The sequence below is a fragment of the Streptomyces sp. 135 genome (genome assembly GCF_020026305.1).
Lineage (GTDB): Bacteria > Actinomycetota > Actinomycetes > Streptomycetales > Streptomycetaceae > Streptomyces.
The window spans coordinates 5,631,511-5,651,770 of the sequence record NZ_CP075691.1; the positions used below are offsets into that span (position 1 = coordinate 5,631,511).

Annotated in this window: 16 protein-coding genes, 1 pseudogene and 1 riboswitch; of the genes and pseudogenes, 7 read left to right on the forward strand and 10 right to left on the reverse strand. The window is 69.5% G+C overall.

The window, feature by feature from the left end:
• Nucleotides 1-153: 153 nt before the first annotated feature.
• On the forward strand, nucleotides 154-1,266 hold the full coding sequence (gene cyc1, locus KKZ08_RS25610) for an epi-isozizaene synthase (protein WP_346657921.1): 1,113 nt from the start codon (nucleotides 154-156) through the stop codon (nucleotides 1,264-1,266).
• Complete coding sequence (locus tag KKZ08_RS25615) at nucleotides 1,263-2,642, forward strand: cytochrome P450 (protein ID WP_223776671.1); 1,380 nt, start codon at nucleotides 1,263-1,265, stop codon at nucleotides 2,640-2,642. The genes cyc1 and KKZ08_RS25615 overlap by 4 nt, the downstream gene beginning before the upstream one ends.
• Before the next feature lie 67 nt (nucleotides 2,643-2,709).
• On the opposite strand, the gene KKZ08_RS25620 is transcribed toward KKZ08_RS25615, so the two are convergent.
• The 8 genes and pseudogenes from KKZ08_RS25620 to KKZ08_RS25655 all read right to left on the reverse strand — a co-directional run bounded on the left by KKZ08_RS25620 (nucleotide 2,710) and on the right by KKZ08_RS25655 (nucleotide 12,214).
• A complete protein-coding gene (locus KKZ08_RS25620; RefSeq protein WP_223776672.1) occupies nucleotides 2,710-3,720 on the reverse strand; it encodes a ribonucleotide-diphosphate reductase subunit beta in 1,011 nt (336 codons plus the stop codon).
• A pseudogene (locus KKZ08_RS25625) lies at nucleotides 3,720-6,078 on the reverse strand (ribonucleoside-diphosphate reductase subunit alpha). Before KKZ08_RS25625 ends, KKZ08_RS25620 begins: the two are co-directional and overlap by 1 nt.
• A 132-nt stretch (nucleotides 6,079-6,210) precedes the next feature.
• Nucleotides 6,211-6,351, reverse strand: a riboswitch (cobalamin riboswitch).
• 51 nt (nucleotides 6,352-6,402) lie between these two features.
• Nucleotides 6,403-6,906: a GNAT family N-acetyltransferase gene (locus KKZ08_RS25630; protein ID WP_223776673.1), complete on the reverse strand. Its 504-nt coding sequence runs from the start codon at nucleotides 6,904-6,906 to the stop codon at nucleotides 6,403-6,405.
• A gap of 77 nt (nucleotides 6,907-6,983) precedes the next feature.
• A complete protein-coding gene (locus KKZ08_RS25635) occupies nucleotides 6,984-8,612 on the reverse strand; it encodes a sodium:solute symporter (RefSeq protein ID WP_223776674.1) in 1,629 nt (542 codons plus the stop codon).
• On the reverse strand, nucleotides 8,609-8,863 hold the full coding sequence (locus KKZ08_RS25640) for a DUF3311 domain-containing protein (protein ID WP_223776675.1): 255 nt from the start codon (nucleotides 8,861-8,863) through the stop codon (nucleotides 8,609-8,611). Before KKZ08_RS25640 ends, KKZ08_RS25635 begins: the two co-directional genes overlap by 4 nt.
• A gap of 121 nt (nucleotides 8,864-8,984) precedes the next feature.
• Nucleotides 8,985-9,182, reverse strand: a complete 198-nt coding sequence (locus KKZ08_RS25645; protein ID WP_263303356.1) for a YbdD/YjiX family protein — start codon at nucleotides 9,180-9,182, stop codon at nucleotides 8,985-8,987.
• Entirely contained in the window at nucleotides 9,179-11,317 is a 2,139-nt protein-coding gene (locus KKZ08_RS25650) for a carbon starvation CstA family protein (protein ID WP_223776676.1), read from the reverse strand. Before KKZ08_RS25650 ends, KKZ08_RS25645 begins: the two co-directional genes overlap by 4 nt.
• A gap of 114 nt (nucleotides 11,318-11,431) precedes the next feature.
• Nucleotides 11,432-12,214 carry a GntR family transcriptional regulator gene (locus KKZ08_RS25655; protein WP_223779188.1) on the reverse strand — a complete coding sequence of 261 codons (783 nt, stop codon included), beginning with the start codon at nucleotides 12,212-12,214 and terminating at the stop codon, nucleotides 11,432-11,434.
• Between the two features lie 286 nt (nucleotides 12,215-12,500).
• On the opposite strand from KKZ08_RS25655, the gene KKZ08_RS25660 reads away from it, so the two are divergent.
• From KKZ08_RS25660 to KKZ08_RS25675, 4 genes are all read left to right on the forward strand, one after another.
• The gene (locus tag KKZ08_RS25660; RefSeq protein ID WP_223776677.1) at nucleotides 12,501-13,775 is read left to right on the forward strand and encodes an extracellular solute-binding protein; all 1,275 of its coding nucleotides are present in this window, start codon (nucleotides 12,501-12,503) and stop codon (nucleotides 13,773-13,775) included.
• A 97-nt stretch (nucleotides 13,776-13,872) separates the two neighbouring features.
• Nucleotides 13,873-14,862 (forward strand): sugar ABC transporter permease, encoded by a 990-nt coding sequence (locus KKZ08_RS25665; RefSeq protein WP_223776678.1) that lies wholly within the window; start codon nucleotides 13,873-13,875, stop codon nucleotides 14,860-14,862.
• Complete coding sequence (locus tag KKZ08_RS25670; RefSeq protein WP_223776679.1) at nucleotides 14,859-15,689, forward strand: carbohydrate ABC transporter permease; 831 nt, start codon at nucleotides 14,859-14,861, stop codon at nucleotides 15,687-15,689. Before KKZ08_RS25665 ends, KKZ08_RS25670 begins: the two co-directional genes overlap by 4 nt.
• A gap of 6 nt (nucleotides 15,690-15,695) precedes the next feature.
• Nucleotides 15,696-17,192 carry a glycoside hydrolase family 3 protein gene (locus tag KKZ08_RS25675; protein WP_223776680.1) on the forward strand — a complete coding sequence of 499 codons (1,497 nt, stop codon included), beginning with the start codon at nucleotides 15,696-15,698 and terminating at the stop codon, nucleotides 17,190-17,192.
• A 65-nt stretch (nucleotides 17,193-17,257) separates the two neighbouring features.
• Here the strand turns inward: KKZ08_RS25675 and nagB are convergent, their stop codons facing one another.
• Nucleotides 17,258-18,043: a glucosamine-6-phosphate deaminase gene (gene nagB, locus KKZ08_RS25680; protein WP_223776681.1), complete on the reverse strand. Its 786-nt coding sequence runs from the start codon at nucleotides 18,041-18,043 to the stop codon at nucleotides 17,258-17,260.
• A 186-nt stretch (nucleotides 18,044-18,229) separates the two neighbouring features.
• Between nagB and KKZ08_RS25685 the strand changes: the two genes are divergently transcribed.
• Nucleotides 18,230-19,312 (forward strand): SIS domain-containing protein, encoded by a 1,083-nt coding sequence (locus KKZ08_RS25685; RefSeq protein ID WP_223776682.1) that lies wholly within the window; start codon nucleotides 18,230-18,232, stop codon nucleotides 19,310-19,312.
• 94 nt (nucleotides 19,313-19,406) lie between these two features.
• Here the strand turns inward: KKZ08_RS25685 and KKZ08_RS25690 are convergent, their stop codons facing one another.
• A complete protein-coding gene (locus KKZ08_RS25690) occupies nucleotides 19,407-20,177 on the reverse strand; it encodes an SDR family oxidoreductase (protein WP_223776683.1) in 771 nt (256 codons plus the stop codon).
• Between the last annotated feature and the right edge of the window lie 83 nt (nucleotides 20,178-20,260).

Below are 20,260 nucleotides of genomic sequence, written 5' to 3' on the forward strand. Positions count from 1 at the left end.
TTCTCGGCACCGGTGGGTAGTGAATGGCGCAAAACTGTTCCCTGAACGGTCAGTTGTGGTGCTGAATGGAAAGCGCGGGGGATACACGACGGCGCGCGCCCGGCACGTGCGGGAGGGGTGTGTGCCACCCAGGCGGCTGAAAGGGGTTTGTCCGTGCCTGCATATTCCGGAAGCACTTCTCAGACACAGCCACGCACGCGGAAGGTATCGGTCCCACCGGCGTTCGCCGTTCCGATGGTCGAGGCCGCGTTTCCTCGGCGTCTGCACCCGTATTGGCCAAAGCTTCAGGAGAAGTCCAGGAACTGGTTGCGCGAAATGCGGCTCATGCCGCCGGACAAGGTCGAGCGCTACGCGGACAGCCTCTGCTACACCGATCTGGTGGCCGGCTACTACATCGGCGCGCCGGACGAGTTGCTCACCGCGATAGCCGATCTCAGCAGCTGGTTCTTCGCATGGGACGACCGGCACGACCGCGACTCGGTGCACGGCCGGGCGGAGCAGTGGTGGCGGCTGTGCCGAGGCCTGCACGGCGCGCTCGACGCCCCCCGGCAGTATCTGCACCACTCGGACCCGCTGGTCGCGGGCTTCGCGGACTGCGTCCGCCGCCTGTACTCCTTCCTGGGCCCCAGCTGGAACGCCAGGTTCGCCCGGCACTTCCACCCCGTGATCGACGCCTACGACCAGGAGTTCCACAACCGCCGCGGTGGCACGGTGCCCACCGTCGAGGCATACGTCGAGCTGCGCCGCCTCACGTTCGCGCACTGGGCCTGGATCGACCTGCTCGAACCCACCGCGGGACGCGAACTGCCGCACGGCGTACGCGAGCACCCCGCGTACCGGCGGGCGGCGCTGGCCACCCAGGATTTCTCGGCCTGGTACAACGACCTGTGCTCACTTCCCAAAGAACTGGCGGGAGATGAACTGCACAATCTCGGGATCAGCCTCATTCACCACGAGGGACTGACGCTCGAAGAGGCGGTGCGCGAAGTTCACCGGCGGGTCACGCAATGTGTCACGGATTTTATCCGGGCCGAGGAAGAAGTACTGCTTTTCGCCCGTAGATTGGCCGGCGGGAGCACGCGCGGAAAAGAACTCGCGGAAGCATTGGAATCCTGCGTCTTCAACATGCGGAACTGGTTCTCTTCCGTGTACTGGTTCCACCACGAATCCGGTCGTTATCGGGTGGACAGCTGGGACGACCGGTCCATGCCCCCGTATGTCACGGAAGACGCCCTGGCGGAAAAGGAACTGGTGGGTGAGGAATGAGCGTCGAGTCCACGACAACCGTACCGGCGGCCTCCGGGCCGGACCCGCTGCGCACCCCGCCGCTCGTGGCGGGCGGCGCACCTCTGCTCGGCCACGCCTGGAACCTCGTGCGCGACCCGCTCGGCTTCCTCGCCGCGCTGCGCGACCACGGGGATCTCGTCAGGATCAGGCTGGGCCCGAGGACGGCGTACGCGGTCTGCGATCCGGAGCTGGTCGGCGCCCTGCTGAAGAGCCCCGAGTACATCGTCGGCGGGCCGCTCTGGGACACCCTCGAAGTCCTCCTCGGCAAGGGCGTGGCGACCAGCAACGGCCGGCTGCACCGGCGCCAGCGGCGGATGATGCAGCCCGCGTTCCGCCCCGAGCGGATCGCCGACTACGCCAGGGTGATGGAGGAGGAGGCGCGCGCCACGGCGGCCCGCTGGCGGCCCGGCGAGACGGTCGACGTGAGCGCGGAGATGTTCCGCACGGCCGTGCGCATCGTCTCGCGCTCCCTCCTGGAGGTCGACTCGATCGGCGACAAGGCGGACCGCGTCGCCGACTCGCTGCACACCGTCTTCGAAGGCCTCTACCGCCGGATGGTGCTCTCGGTCGGGCCGCTCCACCGCGTGCCGACGCCCGCCAACCGGCGCTTCGAGAACGCGCTCGCCGACCTGCACGCGCTAGTCGACGAGATCGTCGCGGAGCGCCGGGCGGCCGCCGGGCCCGGCGGGCCGCAGGACCTGCTCGCGGAATTGCTGAGTGCCACGGACGAATCCGGGCGGCCACTGGCCGACCAGGAGATCCACGACCACGTGGTTTCCCTCGTCGTGGCCGGTGCGGAGAATGTCGCGTCGACGCTGGCGTGGACGTTCCATCTGCTCACCGAACACCCCGAGCAGGAAAGGAAGTTGATTGAAGAAGTAAATTCCGTGGCCAGGGGTCGCGCGATCACATTCGCCGACCTGGACGACCTGCCGCACACCCGCAATGTCATCACCGAGGCCATGCGGATACGGCCTGCCGCCTGGATATTCACGCGCCGGTCGGTGGCCGAGACCGAACTGGGCGGCTATCGCATTCCGGCCGACGCGGACATCGTCTACAGCGTCTACGCGATGCAGCGCGACCCGCGTTCCTTCGAGCGGCACCTGGAGTTCGACCCGGACCGGTGGCTGCCCGAACGCGCGGGGGAGATCCCGGAGTTCGCCATGATGCCGTTCGGTGTCGGCAACCGTAAGTGCCCCGGCGATCACTTCAGCATGGCCGAACTGGCCCTGATCCTCGGCACGGTGGCCCCGAAGTGGCGCCTGGAGCGGGTCCCGGAGACCGACACCGGCACCCGCGTCGGCATCACCCTGCATCCGAAGCGGCTGGTCCTGCGGGTTCGGCCGCGCTGAGCGCGCAGGTGTGTCCGCCCCGCCCCCCGTGGCGGGGCGGACACACACGTTCTCGGTACTGGTCCTCTCAGAACTCGTCGTCGAAGGAGACCGAGCCCTCGACCGCGACCTGGTACGCCGACGGCCGCCGCTCGAAGAAGTTGGTCAGCTCCTGCACGCCCTGGAGCTCCATGAAGGAGAACGGGTTCGACGAGCCGTAGACCGGCGCGAAGCCGAGCCGCTGGAGGCGCTGGTCGGCGACGCACTCCAGGTACGCGCGCATCGAGTCGGTGTTCATGCCCGGCAGACCGTCCCCGCACAGGTCGCGCGCGAACTGCAGCTCCGCCTCGACGGCCTCCTTCAGCATGTCCGTGACCTGCGTCTGGAGCGCGTCGTCGAAGAGCTCGGGCTCCTCCTTGCGGACCGTGTCCACCACGTCGAAGGCGAAACTCATGTGCATCGTCTCGTCGCGGAAGACCCAGTTGGTGCCGGTGGCCAGGCCGTGCAGCAGACCTCGGCTGCGGAACCAGTAGACGTACGCGAAGGCACCGTAGAAGAAGAGCCCCTCGATGCACGCGGCGAAGCAGATCAGGTTGAGCAGGAAGCGGCGGCGGTCGGCCTGCGTCTCCAGCCGGTCCAGCTTCTCGACCGAGTCCATCCACTTGAAGCAGAACTGCGCCTTCTCCCGGATGGAGGGGATCTCCTCCACCGCGTCGAACGCGGCCGCCCGGTCCTCGGGGTCGGGCAGATAGGTGTCGAGCAGCGTCAGGTAGAACTGGACGTGCACGGCCTCCTCGAAGAGCTGACGGCTCAAGTAGAGCCGCGCTTCGGGGGAGTTGATGTGCTTGTAGAGCGTCAGCACCAGATTGTTGGAGACGATCGAGTCACCGGTCGCGAAGAACGCGACGAGGCGGCCGATCAGGTGCTGCTCCTCGGGCGTCATCTTCGCCAGGTCGGCGACGTCCGAGTGGAGGTCGACCTCCTCCACCGTCCAGGTGTTCTTGATCGCGTCCCGGTAGCGCTCGTAGAAGTCCGGGTAGCGCATGGGGCGCAGGGTCAGCTCGAAGCCCGGGTCGAGAAGGTTCTTGGCAATGGACATTACTGGCAGGCCTCGCAGGACTCGGGGTTTTCCAGGGAGCAGGCGACGGCCTCTTCGGCCGTGACCTGCGCGGGTACGGGGGCGGCGGTGGCGTTCGAGCCACCGGCCGCGCGGGCGATGCGCGTGGCGGGGCGCGAGCGCAGGTAGTACGTCGTCTTCAGGCCCTGCTGCCAGGCGTACGCGTACATCGAGGAGAGCTTGCTGATGGTCGGCGTCTCCAGGAACAGGTTCAGGGACTGCGCCTGGTCGAGGAACGGGGTGCGCGCGGCGGCCATGTCGATCAGGCCGCGCTGCGGGATCTCCCAGGCCGTGCGGTAGAGCGCGCGGACGTCCTCGGGGATCCAGCCGAAGCCCTGCACCGAGCCGTTGGCCTCGCGCAGCGCCTCGCGTCCAGGCCGAGCCGCTTCACGTCCACCAGCCGGACAGCGTCTCGCGCTTGAAGAGGTTGGAGACCTGCGGCTCGATGCACTCGTACACGCCCGCGATGGACGCGATGGTGGCGGTCGGCGCGATGGCGAGCAGGAGCGAATTGCGCATGCCGGTCGTGGCGATACGGGCGCGCAGGGCCGCCCACCGCTCCGGCCAGGTCAGCTCGACGCCGTAGTGGTCGGGGTGCAGCACGCCGCGCGCGGTGCGGGTCTTCTCCCAGGCGGGCAGCGGGCCCTCGCGCTCGGCGAGGTCGGCCGACGCCTCGTACGCGGCGAGCATGATCCGCTCGGCGATCCGGGTGGACAGGGCGCGCGCCTCGGGGGAGTCGAACGGCAGCTTCAGCTGGAAGAAGACGTCCTGGAGGCCCATCGCGCCGAGGCCGACCGGGCGCCACTTGGCGTTGGAGCGCCCGGCCTGCTCGGTCGGGTAGAAGTTGATGTCGACGACGCGGTCCAGGAAGGTGACGGCGGTGCGGACGGTCTCGTCGAGCCGGTCCCAGGCGAGGTCGCCGTCCTCCACGAAGGCGCCGAGGTTCACCGAGCCGAGGTTGCAGACCGCCGTCTCGCCGTCGTCCGTCACCTCCAGGATCTCGGTGCAGAGGTTCGAGGAGTGCACGGTGTGGCCGGGCTCCGCCGTCTGGTTGGCGGTGCGGTTGGCGGCGTCCTTGAACGTCATCCAGCCGTTGCCGGTCTGCGCGAGGGTGCGCATCATGCGGCCGTACAGGTCCCGGGCCGGGATGGTCTTCTTCGCGAGCCCGGCGGCCTCGGCCCCGCGGTAGGCGGCGTCGAACTCCTCGCCCCACAGGTCGACGAGCTCGGGCACGTCGGCCGGGGAGAACAGCGACCAGTCCTGGTCGGCGGCGACCCGGCGCATGAACTCGTCCGGGATCCAGTGCGCGAGGTTGAGGTTGTGCGTGCGGCGCGCGTCCTCACCGGTGTTGTCGCGCAGTTCGAGGAACTCCTCGATGTCGGAGTGCCACGTCTCCAGGTAGACCGCGGCCGCGCCCTTGCGCCGGCCGCCCTGGTTCACGGCGGCGACCGAGGCGTCCAGGGTCTTCAGGAACGGCACGATGCCGTTCGAGTGCCCGTTCGTGCCGCGGATCAGCGAACCCCGGGAACGGATGCGGGAGTACGAGAGTCCGATGCCGCCCGCGTGCTTGGAGAGCCGCGCGACCTGGTGGTAGCGGTCGTAGATCGAGTCCAGCTCGTCGAGCGGGGAGTCGAGGAGGTAGCAGGAGGACATCTGCGGGTGGCGGGTGCCGGAGTTGAAGAGCGTCGGCGAGGACGGCAGGTAGTCCAGGCGGCTCATCAGGCCGTACAGCGCGGCGACCTCGTCCACGGCCGCGGCGCCCTCGTCCTTGGCCAGGCCGCTCGCGACGCGCAGCATGAAGTGCTGCGGGGTCTCGATGACCTGCCGGGTGATCGGATGGCGCAGCAGATAGCGGCTGTGCAGGGTGCGCAGGCCGAAGTACTCGAAGCGGAAGTCGGCGCCGTCGGCGAGCGCGGTGTCCACCAGCGCGTCGAGCCGGGCCGCGTGCGCCGTCACGAACTGGGCCGTGCGGTCGGCGATCAGGCCCTCGCGGTGGCCGACCGCCACGGAGTCGGTGAAGGAGCGCACGCCCTGCGTCGCCGCCTCCTCGCGGATGCCGATCGACAGGAGCCGGGCCGCCAGCTTCGAGTACGCCGGGTCCTCGGCGATGAGCCCCGCGGCCGCCTCGGTCGCGAGCTCCCGCAGCTCCGAGGCGTCGGCCCTGGCGGAGCGGCCGCGCAGCGCGGCGGCGGCGACCCGGCCGGGGTCGGCGTCGGGAAGGTCGGCGGTGAGATCGGTCAGGGTGCGCAGCAGCGCGGCCCCTGGCCCGTCGGTTCCCTCGGCACCCTCGGTGGTCGGCCTCGACGGCGCTGACGCAGGTTCGGCAGGCGCGATGGTCACGTGGAGCACTCCCTCGCTCGGCTCTGGGCCAGGAGGAGGGGGGCGGGCACACACGGGCGCACCCGGGCAGGGCGGCGTACCGCGTCCACCGGCCCACTCCACGAGGCCCGGACGGTCGGCACCCGGGCCGGACGGCACGGGTGCACTGTCGGCAGGTCCTCGGACTCCGCGTACGCAAAATGCGTACACATGCACCGTTGCGGGACAGTTCCGGACTTGCACCGGATTCCCCTGCGGCGACAGCGAGCACGAGCATACATCTTGTGTCGGGTTCCTGAGGCGGCCCCACATCTTGTGTCGGTGCGCAGGGGGAGTCGGGTGGGCTCAGAGAGTCAACGCGTAGGCGAGCAGCGGCACGGTCTCGATCGGCCGCCAGTCGCGCTCGGGCGTCCGTACGAAGCCGAGGCGCCCGTACAGCCGGTGGGCGGCGTGCATCGACGTCTGCGTGGACAGGACGAGCCCGGTGCGGCCCGCCTCCTTGGCGCGCCGCACGCACTCCCGTACGAGCGTCTCGCCGGCGCCCCGGCCGCGCGCCTCGGAGGAGACGGCCAGCATGCGGATCTCCGCCTCGCTCTCGCGCGCTATGTCGGCCATGGGCCCGCCGGAGGGGACGTAGGTGACGCAGCCGAGTACGGTCCCGTCCGCCTCCGCCACCAGGACCTCCGCCGCGGCCGCGCGCGCCGCCACGTCGCGCAGCACGTCCAGATAGGGGTCCTCCGCCCCGAAGTCCAGGTGTCCGTCGTCGAGATAGGCCTGCGCGGTGAGGGCGCCCAGCGCCTCGTACTCCTCGGGGCGGGCCTGCCTGATCGTGATGGTCGTCGTATCCATGAGGCGCAGTGTGCAACACGGGTACGACAAAGGCCGCCGGATTTCCGGCGGCCCTGTCGATGCGGGTAGGTATGGGCTCAGTGCCCGGCGCCCGCGGTGGCCTTGGGCAGTTCCTGGATGACACCCGGGTCGCCCGCGTCCGCGGTGTAGTCACCGGGCGAGGTCTCGTCGATGCCGTCCGGGGCCTTCAACGCCTTCAGGACGAAGGTGAGGGCCACGGTGACGATGACGTTCAGGACGAACGCGGTGAGGCCGATGTAGCCGATCTCGCCGATGCCGGGGATCGTGTCGGAGGAGCCGCCGAAGTGCTTCTGCGTCGGCGACGCGACGCCGTACGCCGCCAGCGTGCCGTAGACCATGCCGACCGCCCAGCCGGCGAGGAGCGCCCAGCGGTGGAACCACCGGGTGAACAGGCCGCCGACCAGCGCGGGCATCGTCTGGAGGATCCAGATGCCGCCGAGCAGCTGGAAGTTGATCGCGACGGTCTTGTCCATGGTGAGGACGAAGGCGAGCGCGCCGACCTTCACCAGCAGTGAGACCAGCTTGGAGACCTTGGTCTCTTGCGCGGGCGTCGCGTCGGGCTTGAGGAAGTCCTTGTAGATGTTGCGGGTGAAGAGGTTCGCGGCCGCGATCGACATGATGGCCGCCGGGACCAGCGCGCCGATGCCGATGGCCGCGAAGGCCACGCCCGTGAACCAGTCCGGGAACATGGTCTCGAAGAGCTGCGGGATGGCCAACTGGCCGTTGTCCACCTTGATGCCCGCCGCGATCGCCATGAAGCCGAGCAGTGCCAGCAGGCCGAGCATCAGTGAGTACAGCGGCAGGATGGTGGTGTTGCGGCGGATCACGTCGCGGCTCTTGGAGGAGAGCGTCGCCGTGATCGAGTGCGGGTACATGAACAGCGCGAGGGCCGAGCCGAGCGCGAGCGTGGCGTACGTCCACTGCCCGGCCTCGGCGGGCGCGAGCGCGCCGCGCGGCTTGTCGGTCGTCGGGTTGGTCTGCGCGAAGGCGTCACCGGCCTTGGCGAAGATGTCGTCGAAGCCGCCCAGTTTGATCGGGATGTAGATGATCGCGACGACGATGACGAGGTAGATCAGCCCGTCCTTCACGAACGCGATCAGTGCGGGCGCGCGCAGCCCCGACGAGTAGGTGTACGCGGCGAGCACCGCGAAGGCGATCAGGAGCGGCAGGTCCTTGATGAACCAGTTGGTGTCCGGGCCACCGCCGACGCCCATGACGTCGAGGACGGCCTGGATGCCGACGAGTTGGAGCGCGATGTAGGGCATCGTGGCGAGGATGCCGGTGACCGCGACGGCCAGCGAGAGCCCCTTCGACCCGAAGCGCCCGCGCACGAAGTCCGAGGTGGTCACATAGCCGTGCTTGTGCGAGACCGACCACAGGCGCGGCAGGAAGGTGAAGATCAGCGGGTAGACGAGGATGGTGTAGGGCACCGCGAAGAACCCGGCCGCGCCCGCCGCGTAGATCGCCGCCGGGACGGCCACGAAGGTGTACGCGGTGTAGAGGTCACCGCCGAGCAGGAACCAGGTGACCCAGGTGCCGAACGACCGGCCGCCGAGGCCCCATTCGTCGAGGCTCTGGTCGTTCTCGGCCTTGCGCCAGCGGGCGGCCAGGAAGCCCATGACCGTGACCGCTATGAAGAAGAAGATGAAGACGGCGAGCGCGACGCCGTTGACTCCGCCGTTCATGACCGCGCACCTTCCTTGCGGGCGCGCTGGTCACGCTGCCACAGCTTGTACGCGATCATCGTGAGCACCGTGGAGATGACGACCCACAGCATCTGGTACCAGTAGAAGAACGGGATGCCTATGAGGGTCGGTTCGATCCTGGCGTAGGAACTCACCCAGAGCATCGCCACGAACGGCGCGACAAGGCAGACGGCGACGACCACGCGGACCGGCGTGACCACCGGTCTGTTCACTTCAGGCGCATCTGACATATCGCGGCTCCGTTCCCTCACTTATCCCATGCTTAACGTGCGGGAAATCTAAGCGAGAGTCTCGCGGTATGGAACCCCTGTCCGAATAACGGACGGGACTCGAAGTGCCCGACGTGCCTGCTCAGCAGCAGCGGAACCCCTGGCGGGGGTCCGACTCCTGGCGGTCCGTCCGCATCCGCTCAAAGGCGCGGCGACTGGGGACGGTTGCGGCCGGATGGTCCTTGCGTACGTGCGCCACGTACCGCTCGTACGCCGACTCGTCGGTCAGCTCACGGACGTACCACCGCATCCAGCGCACCCCGCGCAGCAGCCAGGTCACCGCACCGGCTCCCGCTTCTCGTCCCGCTGCGCTTCCCGCTTCTCCTCGGCGGTCGGGAAGAGTCCGGCCGGGGCCGTCAACTTCGACTCCACGTACGGAGCTTCGCTCAACCGGGAGGCCTCGGGGTCGCGGAGGTGCTTGAGGCAGACCCGCGCGGCGTCGGCGATCACGATGACGATGAGCAGCGCGAGCGCCGCCGAAAGCACTCCGTCCACCGTGGAGTTGGTGACGACGGTGTGCATGTCGTCCATGGTCTTGGCGGGCGGCAGGACCTTGCCGTCGTCGATGGCGTCCTGGTAGATCGAGCGCTGCGTGAAGAAGCCGACGCGCGGATCCCCGGAGAACACCTTCTGCCAGCTCGCGGTGAGCGTCACCGTGGCGTCCCAGGCGAGCGGGACCGCCGTGATCCAGGCCCACTTGAGGCGCCCGGACTTCACGAGCAGCGTCGTGCAGACGGTGAGGGCGACGGCGGCGAGGAGCTGGTTGGCGATGCCGAAGATCGGGAAGAGCTGGTTGATCCCGCCGAGCGGCTCGTGGACGCCGACCCACAGGAAGTACCCCCACAGCCCGGTGACGGCGGCACTGGTCAGCACCAGGCCCGGCTTCCAGCTCACCCTCTTGAACGGCTTGTAGACGTTCCCGAGCATGTCCTGGAGCATGAAGCGGCCCACGCGCGTGCCCGCGTCGAGCGCGGTCAGGATGAACAGCGCCTCGAACATGATCGCGAAGTGGTACCAGAAGGCCCGCATCGAGCCGCCCGTGACCTGCGAGAAGATCTCCGAGACGCCGACCGCGAGCGTGGGCGCCCCGCCCGTGCGCGAGAGCAGCGAGGACTCCTCCACGTTCTTGGCGGCCTGTGCCAGATCGGCGGGGGAGATGCTGTACCCGAAGTTCGCGACGGCCTTCGACGCCTCCTGGACGGTGTCGCCGACGACACCCGCCGGCGCGTTCATCGCGAAGTACAGGCCGGGGTCGATGATCGAGGCCGCGACGAGCGCCATGATCGCGACGGCCGACTCCATCAGCATGGAGCCGTACCCGATCATCCGGACCTGCGTCTCCTTCTGGATCATCTTCGGCGTCGTGCCCGAGGAGATCAGCGCGTGGAAGCCGGACAGGGCCCCGCAGGCGATGGTGATGAAGACGAAGGGGAAGAGCGAGCCGGCGAAGACGGGCCCGTCGCCGCGCGAGGCGAAGTCGGTCACCGGGTCCATCTTCAGCGTCGGCAGGGCGATGACGACGCCGAGCGCGAGCAGCAGGATGGTGCCGATCTTCATGAACGTGGAGAGGTAGTCGCGCGGCGCGAGCAGCATCCACACCGGCAGGATCGAGGCGATGAAGCCGTACGCGACCAGCCAGATGACCAGCGTCGAGGGCGCGAGCGTGAAGGTGTCCGCGAGCGAGGACTCGGCGACCCAGCGCCCGGCGACCAGCGCGACAAGCAGCAGCGCGATGCCGATGAGGGAGACCTCGCTGACCCGCCCCGGGCGCAGCACCCGCAGGTAGAAACCCATGAGCAGGGCGATCGGGATGGTCATCGCGATGGAGAAGGTGCCCCACGGCGACTCGGCGAGCGCGTTGACGATGACGAGCGCGAGCACCCCGAGCAGGATGATCATGATGGCGAACGCGGCGAGCAGCGCGGCGGCCCCGCCGAACGGCCCGATCTCGTCCCGCGCCATCTGCCCGAGCGACTTGCCGTCCCGCCGCGTCGAGAAGAACAGCACGACCATGTCCTGCACGGCGCCCGCGAAGATCACGCCGACGACGATCCAGATGGTGCCCGGCAGATACCCCATCTGGGCGGCGAGGACGGGCCCCACCAGCGGCCCCGCGCCCGCGATCGCCGCGAAGTGGTGGCCGAGCAGCACGCGCCGGTCGGTCGGATGGAAGTCGATGCCGTTGTCGAGCCGCTCGGCGGGCGTCGCGCGGGTCCGGTCGACCTTCAGGACCTTGTACGCGATGAACTTGGAGTAGAAGCGGTACGCGATGGCGTACGAGCCGAGGGCCGCCGCCACCATCCAGGCGGCCGACACCTCCTCGTCGCGCGCGAGCGCCAGGACGGTCCAGCCCGCGGCGCCGACCAGCGCGACGAGGGTCCAGACGACGATGGATCGGGGTTCTGCTCTGCGCACCGGGTCGTCCTCCCGTTCACCATGCGATGACGTTCATCGTGCGAAGACGTTCATGCGATGACGGGAGGAACGTAGAGCAGTGAGGTGATCCGCGCCAGACCCCCGGTGCGCGGGTCAGTCCGTGGGGCGCTTGAGGCGGGCCACGAACTTGTAGCGGTCGCCGCGGTAGACCGAGCGCACCCACTCCACCGGCCGGCCCGCGGCGTCCAGCGAGTGCCGGGACAGCAGCAGCATCGGCAGGCCGACGTCGGTGCCGAGCAGGCCCGCCTCGCGCGGGGTGGCCAGCGACGTCTCGATGGTCTCCTCGGCCTCGGCGAGACGTACGTCGTACACCTCGGCGAGGGCCGTGTAGAGGGAGGTGTACTTGACCAGGGAGCGGCGCAGCGCCGGGAAGCGCTTCGCCGACAGGTGCGTGGTCTCGATGGCCATGGCCTCGCCGTTGGCCAGGCGCAGCCGCTCGATGCGCAGGACGCGGCCGCCCGCGCCGATGTCGAGCAGTCCGGCGAGGGTGTCGTCGGCGGTGATGTAGCCGACGTCCAGGAGCTGCGAGGTGGGCTCGAGGCCCTGCGCCCGCATGTCCTCGGTGTACGAGGTGAGTTGGAGGGCCTGCGACACCTTCGGCTTGGCGACGAAGGTGCCCTTGCCCTGGATCCGCTCCAGGCGGCCCTCGACGACCAGCTCCTGCAAGGCCTGGCGGACCGTGGTGCGGGAGGTGTCGAACTCGGCGGCGAGCGTACGCTCCGGGGGGACGGGGGTGCCGGGCGGCAGCGTCTCCGTCATGTCGAGCAAGTGCCGCTTCAGGCGGTAGTACTTGGGCACGCGCGCGGTGCGGCCGACGCTGGGGGCCTCCGAAGACGTGCCCCCGTCGGTCCCAGTACTGCCCGCTTCGGTGCCCATGGCCACCCTTCCCGGCTCCTGTGCTGCTGCCGTCACCGGCTCCTCCGTCTGTCGCGGCTCACATCGTGGCACGGTACGGGCCGAGCAAGTCTTACTCGCTCAGGTGTCGGTCCGATAACGGACGCGACAGCCCTTCTTATACACCCTTGACACCCCTAAAGGTCTAGGCCAAGCTCCCCGTACTGGTCTACACCATTAAAGACCAGGTTCCAGTCCCACGGGCAGATCTCGGTCCATCAGGTCGCTGCGGGTGGGGGGTTGACTGGCATCCCTTGAGGAGGGTGACGTGAAGCGCAAGCTCATAGCGGCCATCGGTGTCGCGGGCATGTTGGTCTCGGTCGCGGCGTGCGGCAGTGACGACGGGGACAAGAAGTCCGGCGGGGCCGACGGCTTCAAGGGCGAGACGCTGACGCTCTGGGCGATGGACGGTTCGACACCGGACAAGTGGCAGAAGGATGTCACGGCGGCCTTTGAGAAGAAGACCGGCGCGAAGCTGAAGTTCGAGGTCCAGCAGTGGAACGGCATTCAGCAGAAGCTGACCACGGCCCTCTCCGAGGAGAACCCGCCGGACGTCTTCGAGATCGGCAACACCCAGACCGCCGCGTACGCCAAGACGGGCGGCCTCGCCGAGCTGGGTGACCTCAAGGAGTCGATCGGCGCCGACTGGACCGAGTCGATGAACAAGGCCTCGGTCATCGACGGCAAGCAGTACGCCGCCCCGTGGTTCGTCCTCAACCGCGTCGTGATCTACAACAAGAAGATCTGGGCCGAAGCCGGCATCAAGGACACCCCCAAGACCCGCGAAGAGTTCCTCAAGGACCTCAAGCAGATCGGCGCGAAGACCGACGCCGAGCCGATCTACATGCCGGGCCAGTTCTGGTACCACTTCGTCGGCCTGACCATCGGCGAGGGCGCCGAGCTGGTCAAGAAGGACGGCGACAAGTACGTCTCCAACCTGGCCGACCCCAAGGTCGCCAAGGCCATGGAGACGTACCAGGAGTTCCAGAAGCTCTCCAAGGCCCCCAAGAACAAGGACGAGGCCACCCCGCAGCAGGGCGAGGTCTTCGGCAAGGGCAAGACCGCCACGTTCATCGGCATGCCGTGGGAGGCGGACCTCGCGATCAAGACGGACAAGAAGATCGCGAAGGACATCGGCTACTTCACGATCCCGGGCGCCACGGCCGACAAGCCCGAGGGCGTCTTCCTCGGCGGCTCCAACCTCGCCGTCGCCGCGACCAGCAAGAAGCAGGAGCTGGCCAAGGAGTTCCTGAAGATCGCGCTGTCCGACAAGTTCGAGGGTCAGTTCGCCAAGGAAGGCGGCGTCATCCCGAACAAGGAGTCGCTGGAGTCCGCCCTCAAGGGCAACCCGGCCGCCAAGGCCATGACCCCGGCCACCCCCGGCGGCGGCATCACCCCGCTGATCCCGGAGTGGGGCGCGGTCGAGAACCCGCCGAACCCGATCAAGAACTACATGACCGCGGTGCTCAACGGTAAGTCGCCGGCCGCCGCCGCCGAGCAGGTCGAGGGCGAGCTGAACAAGCGCCTGTCGCAGAAGCAGTAAGGACGCTCCTCTTGCCGGGGGCGGCGGGTGACACGCCCTCGCCGCCCCCGGCACACCTCTGCGTACCGCCGCGATGCCCACGAAAGAGATGGCGAGCATGACCGTGCAGAAGACCGAACGGCCGCCCTCCGGCCCGACGGAGGTGCAGACACCTGACGGCGGACCACGACCACGTGGCCCGCGCGCGACCACAGGGCGTCTCGCCGGCCTGACGCCCTATCTGCTCCTGGCCCCCGCGATCGTCGCCACCCTGCTGCTGCTCGGCTGGCCGCTGGTCAACAACGGGATCCTCTCGTTCCAGAACCTCAACATGAGGCAGTTCATTCTGCACCTCACGGAGTGGAACGGATTCGACAACTACAAGGAGGTCCTCACCGGCGAGGACTTCTGGCGGGTCACCGGCCGCTCGGTGGCCTTCACCGCCGCCAACGTCGTGCTGATCATGATCCTCGGCACGCTGGTCGGTCTGCTGCTCGCCCGGCTCGGCCGGAAGATGCGCACGCTGCTCCTCGTCGGGCTCGTCCTCGCCTGGGCGATGCCCGTCGTCGCGTCGACCACCGTCTACCAGTGGCTGTTCGCACAGCGTTTCGGCGTCATCAACTGGGTACTCGCCAAGGTCGGCTTCGAGTCGATGGCCGACCACGACTGGCTGGCCACGCAGTACTCGACCTTCTTCGTGGTGCTGCTCCTGATCGTCTGGCAGTCGATCCCCTTCGTGGCGATCAACCTCTACGCCGCCACGACGACCATCCCCAAGGAGCTGTACGAGGCCGCCTCGCTGGACGGCGCGGGCGCCTGGAAGCAGTTCACCTCGGTGACCATGCCGTACCTGCGGCCCTTCCTCTACGCCACGACGTTCCTGGAGATCATCTGGGTCTTCAAGGCGTTCGTCCAGGTCTTCACCCTCAACGAGGGCGGCCCGGACCGGCTCACCGAGATCCTGCCCGTCTACGCCTACATCGAGGGCATGGGCAACCAGCACTTCGGCATGGGCGCCGCGATCGCGATGCTCACCATCGTCATCCTGCTGGCCATCACCTCGTACTACCTGCGGATCGTGCTCAAGCAAGAGGAGGACGAGCTGTGAAGCGCTCGCCGCTGGGCCGGATCTGGCCCAATCTGACCGCCGTCGTTCTCTTCCTGCTCTTCACCTTCCCCGTCTACTGGATGTTCGCGACGGCCTTCAAGCCGACCGGCGACATCATCAGCGAGGACCCGGTCTGGTTCCCGACCGACGCCACGTTCGAGCACTTCAGGACGGCCATGGCCGCCGACCACTTCTGGACCATGGTCGGCAACTCCATCACCGTCACGGTCTGCGCGGTCGTCTTCTCGCTCATCATCGGCGTCACCGCGGCGTTCGCACTCGCCCGGATGCGCTTCAAGGGGCGGCGCGGCTTCATCATCGGCTTCATGCTCGCCCAGATGGCGCCCTGGGAAGTCATGGTCATCGCCATCTACATGATCGTGCGCGACGCGGACATGCTGAACAGCCTGATCCCGCTCACCCTCTTCTACATGGTGATGATCCTGCCCTTCACCCTCCTGACGCTGCGCGGCTTCGTCGCCGCCGTGCCCAAGGAGCTGGAGGAGTCCGCGATGGTCGACGGCTGTACCCGCATGCAGGCCTTCCGCCGGGTGATCCTGCCGCTGCTCGCGCCGGGCCTCATGGCGACCTCGCTCTTCGGCTTCATCACCGCCTGGAACGAGTTCCCCCTGGTCCTCGTGCTCAACAAGGAAGCGGACGCCAAGACGCTGCCGGTGTGGCTCTCCAGCTTCCAGACCGCCTTCGGCGACGACTGGGGCGCCACCATGGCCGCGGCCTCCCTCTTCGCCCTCCCGATCCTGATCCTCTTCGTCTTCCTGCAGCGCAGGGCCGTCAGCGGCCTGACCGACGGCGCAGTGAAGGGATAACGCCTGATGACGACACTCACGACGCCCGCCGGTGACACCCTCACCCGCAACGCCCTGGCCGTCCTCCAGCCCGGCTTCGACGGCACCACCGCGCCGGACTGGCTGCGCCGCAGGATCGGCGAGGGCCTCGCCTCGGTCGGCCTGTTCGGCCGCAACGTCGAGACCGCCGAGCAGGTGGCCGCCCTCACCGCCCAGCTGCGGGCCGAGCGCGATGACCTCCTGGTCGCCATCGACGAGGAGAGCGGCGACGTCACCCGCCTGGAGGTGCGCACCGGCTCCTCCTACCCCGGCAACCACGCCCTCGGCGCCGTCGACGACACGACGCTGACCCGTGAGGTGGCCGCCGACCTCGGCCGCCGCCTCGCGGCCTGCGGCATCAACTTCAACTGGGCGCCGTCGGCGGACGTCAACGCCAACCCCGACAACCCCGTCATCGGCGTACGCTCCTTCGGCGCCGACCCGCGGCTGGTCGCCCGGCACACCGCCGCCTACGTCGAGGGCCTCCAGTCCTCCGGCGTCGCCGCCTCCACCAAACACTTCCCGGGGCACGGCGACACCGCGGTCGACTCGCACCACTCCGTGCCGGTGATCGACGTGGACCGGGACGTGCTGAACTCCCGCGACCTCGCGCCGTTCCGCGCCGCGCTCGCCGCCGGCACGCGGGCCGTCATGAGCGCCCACATCCTCGCCCCCGCCCTGGACCCGGAGAACCCGGGGACGGTCTCCCGCCGCATCCTCACCGACCTGCTGCGCGGCGAGTTCGGTTACGAGGGCCTGATCGTCACGGACGGCATGGACATGCAGGCCATCGCGGGCCGGTACGGCTTCGAGCGCGGCTGCGTCCTCGCCGTAGCCGCGGGCGCCGACGCGATCTGCGTGGGCGGCGGGCCCTCCGACGAGGGCACGGTGCTGCGGCTGCGGGACGCCTTCGTCGCGGCGGTGCGCTCGGGCGAACTGCCCGAGGAGCGGCTTGCCGACGCGGCGGACCGCGTGCGGGCCCTTGCCGCCTGGACTTCGGTGTCGGGCGCGGCCGAGCGTTCGGGGGGCGTGCCCGACACCGGAATCGGCCTGATCGCGGCCCGCCGCGCGCTGACGGTCACGCGCGGCGAGACCTACACGGCCCCGGTCACCGAGGCGCCCTACGTCGCCACCTTCACGCCGCTCCCGAACATCGCGGTCGGCGACGAGACCCCGTGGGGCGTCACCGCCGAGCTCGAACGCCGCCTCCCCGGCACGGCCTCGGGCAGCTTCTCCGGCGACGGCGCGGGGGCGCGGGCCCTCGCGGCGGCGGGGGAGCGCCGCATCGTGGCGGTGGTCCGCGACGCGCACCGCCACGCGTGGATGTCCTCGGCCCTGGAGACGCTGGTGGCGTCCCGCCCGGACACCGTGGTGGTGGAGATGGGCGTCCCGCAGTCCGCCCCGGTCGGCGCCCTCCACATCGCGACGCGCGGCGCGGCGCGGGTCTGCGGCGAGGCGGCGGCGGAGGTCATCACCGGCGCCTGACCCCGCCGACCGCATGTCGAAGGGGCGCCCCCGGCCGGGGGCGCCCCTTCGACATGCGTCATGAACTACAGCCCCTGCCACCCCGGCTTGTTGGCGTAGGTGTGCCGGAAGTAGTCGGCGAGCTTCAGCTTGGACGCGGCGGCCTCGTCCACCACGACCGTGGCGTGCGGGTGCAGTTGCAGGGCCGACGCGGGGACGACCGAGGCGACCGGCCCCTCCACCGTCGCGGCCACCGCGTCCGCCTTCCCCTCACCCGTGGCGAGCAGCACGAGGTGCCGCGCCTCCAGGATCGTGCCGATCCCCTGGGTGATGACGTGGTGCGGGACCTGCTCGATGTCCCCGTCGAAGAAGCGCGCGTTGTCCACCCGCGTCTGCTCGGTCAGCGTCTTGATGCGCGTACGCGACGCGAGCGAGGAGCAGGGCTCGTTGAACCCGATGTGCCCGTCGGTCCCGATCCCCAGCAGTTGGAGATCGACCCCGCCCGCTTCGGCGAGCGCCTTGTCATACGCCTCGCACGCCGCCTGGACGTCCTCGGCGCTCCCGTCCGGGCCCATGAACGCCGCCTCGCTCAGCCCGAGCGGCTCGACGACCTCGCGGAGCACCACGGAGCGGTACGACTCCGGGTGCCCGACCGGCAGCCCCACGTACTCGTCGAGCTGGCAGATCCGCGCCCGCGAGGCATCCACGGCACCGGCGGCGACCTTGGCGGCCAGCGCTTCGTAGATGGGCAGCGGGGTGGATCCGGTGGCGACACCGAGCAGGGCGTCAGGCTTACGGCGCACCAGGGCGGCCATGGCCTCCGCGATGAGCTCGCCGCCTGCCTTGGCGTCCGGGACGATGACAACTTCCACGCTGGGCCTGCCGATCTGGAGAGGGAACTCAAGGGACCGTGGTATAGACCAATCTAGCAGAGCCCCGCCACCGGACCAGTCGTTTCCCGCCGTCCATGCTCCCCCCGGCGCCCGCCCGACGCCCACCGGGCAAACCCGCCCCGCCCGCAGAGGCGCCGTGCCCCGACAGCAGGGAAAGTAGGAGGCATGACCGCCATGACTCCGCAGGACGCGCAGGACCCGCAGAGCGAGCGGCCCGGGCGGATCATGGCCCGGGAGATGGCCGAACAGCCCGAGGTCCTGCGCCGCATCCTCGACACGGGCGCCCCGACGATCCACGAGATCGCCCGGCGGGTGGCCGAGCGCGGGCCCCGCTTCGTCCTGCTGACCGCACGCGGCACCTCCGACCACGCCGCGCTCTACGCGAAGTACCTCCTGGAAATCCGCCTCGGCATGCCCTGCGGCCTCGCCTCCATGTCCACCATCACGGCGTACGGCGCCAAGCCCGACCTGCGCGACGTCCTCGCCGTCACCGTCAGCCAGTCCGGCGGCTCGCCCGACCTGGTGGCCTCCACCCAGGCTGCCCGAGAGGCGGGCGCGATCACCCTGGCGGTGACCAACAACCCCGACTCGCCCCTGGCCGCCGTCTCCGAGCACCACATCGACATCCTCGCGGGACCGGAGAGGGCGCTCCCGGCCACGAAGACGTACACCGCGTCGCTGCTCGCCCTCTATCTGTTCGTCGAGCGGCTGGGCGGCTCGGACGGCGCGGCCGCCGCCTCGCTGCCCGCACTGGCCGGCGACCTCCTCGCCCGCCAGGCCGAGGTCAAGGCCCTGGCCGCGCGCTACCGCTTCGCCGGACGCATGGTGATCACCTCCCGTGGCTACGGCTACCCGACCGCGAAGGAGGCGGCCCTGAAACTGATGGAGACCAGCTACATCCCGGCCCTCGCCTACTCCGGCGCCGATCTGCTGCACGGCCCCCTCGCGATGGTCGACAACATCTCGCCGGTGATCGCGGTGGTGCCGGACGGCCGGGGCGGCGAGGCACTGAGGCCCGTCCTCGACCGGCTGCGCGGCCGGGGCGCCGACCTGGTGGTCATCGGCCCGAAGGCCCAGGTCGAACAGGCCTCCGCCGGCTTCGCACTCCCCACGGACGGCGTCCCCGAAGAAGTCCAGCCGATCCTGGAGATCATCCCCCTCCAGCTCCTCGCGTACGAGGTCACGATCGCCCGCGGCCAGGACCCCGACGCTCCGCGGGCCCTCGCGAAGGTGACCGAGACCCACTGACGGGACGCCGCACGGTGCACCTGTCCGTGGCCGCCGCGCCGCACGGTGCACCGCCCGTGGCCGCCGCGCCGCACCCCGGAGCCGTCGTGGCCGGTTACGGGAGCGAACCGCCGGTCGCGTCTATCCACTGTCCGGTGATCCACCTGCCGTCGTCCGAGGCGAGGAAGGCCACCACATCGGCGACGTCCGACGTGGCGCCGACGCGGCCGAGCGCCGACAGCCGCGCGGAGCTCTCCCACGCGGCGCGGTTCTCCTCGCCCCGGAGCCAGGCCGCGTTGACGTCCGTGTCGATGATCCCGGGCGCCACCGAGTTCACCGTGATCCCGCGGGGGCCGAGCACCTTCGACAGGTTCCGGGTGAAGACGTCCAGGGCGCCCTTCGTCATCGCGTACGTCATGATCTCCGGCATCATCGCGGCGCGTGAGAGGCCGGACGAGATGTTGACGACCCGGCCGCCGTCCCGCAGCCGCTCCGCACCGAGCTGCGTGATGAAGTACGGCGCCTTCGCGTTCACGGCGAACAAGCGGTCGTACTCCGCCTCGTCCGTCTCGGCGAAGGGGCGGGAGGTGCCGATCCCGGCGTTGTTCACCAGGATGTCCAGCCCCTCCGCGTGCGCGTCGAACCGGGACCACAGCGCCTCGGCGTCCCCCGCGACGCCCAGCTCCGCGCCGACCGCGAAGGCGGAGCCGCCCGCCGCCTCGATCACGTCCACCGTCTCCTTCGCGGCGGTCTCGTTGCTGCCGTAGTGCACGGCCACCCGCGCCCCGTCCCGCCCGAGCCGCTCGGCGATGCCCCGCCCGATGCCCCGGCTTCCGCCCGTGACCAGCGCCGTCTTTCCCGCGAGCCTGCCCGTGGATGCAGCCATGTCAGGCGCCCCCTCTTTCTCTAGTGGTCGCTACAGAAAGAAACCGTACCCGACTCCCGACCGATTCTCTAGTGCCCGCTATA

What these genes read in the sequence shown, in the direction of transcription:
- KKZ08_RS25690 (WP_223776683.1), bottom strand. Translation starts at nt 20,177, where the DNA reads ATGGCTGCATCCACGGGCAGGCTCGCGGGAAAGACGGCGCTGGTCACG.
- KKZ08_RS25685 (WP_223776682.1), top strand. Translation starts at nt 18,230, where the DNA reads ATGACCGCCATGACTCCGCAGGACGCGCAGGACCCGCAGAGCGAGCGG.
- KKZ08_RS25635 (WP_223776674.1), bottom strand. Translation starts at nt 8,612, where the DNA reads ATGAACGGCGGAGTCAACGGCGTCGCGCTCGCCGTCTTCATCTTCTTC.
- KKZ08_RS25615 (WP_223776671.1), top strand. Translation starts at nt 1,263, where the DNA reads ATGAGCGTCGAGTCCACGACAACCGTACCGGCGGCCTCCGGGCCGGAC.
- KKZ08_RS25665 (WP_223776678.1), top strand. Translation starts at nt 13,873, where the DNA reads ATGACCGTGCAGAAGACCGAACGGCCGCCCTCCGGCCCGACGGAGGTG.
- KKZ08_RS25640 (WP_223776675.1), bottom strand. Translation starts at nt 8,863, where the DNA reads ATGTCAGATGCGCCTGAAGTGAACAGACCGGTGGTCACGCCGGTCCGC.
- KKZ08_RS25675 (WP_223776680.1), top strand. Translation starts at nt 15,696, where the DNA reads ATGACGACACTCACGACGCCCGCCGGTGACACCCTCACCCGCAACGCC.
- KKZ08_RS25655 (WP_223779188.1), bottom strand. Translation starts at nt 12,214, where the DNA reads ATGGGCACCGAAGCGGGCAGTACTGGGACCGACGGGGGCACGTCTTCG.
- KKZ08_RS25630 (WP_223776673.1), bottom strand. Translation starts at nt 6,906, where the DNA reads ATGGATACGACGACCATCACGATCAGGCAGGCCCGCCCCGAGGAGTAC.
- KKZ08_RS25620 (WP_223776672.1), bottom strand. Translation starts at nt 3,720, where the DNA reads ATGTCCATTGCCAAGAACCTTCTCGACCCGGGCTTCGAGCTGACCCTG.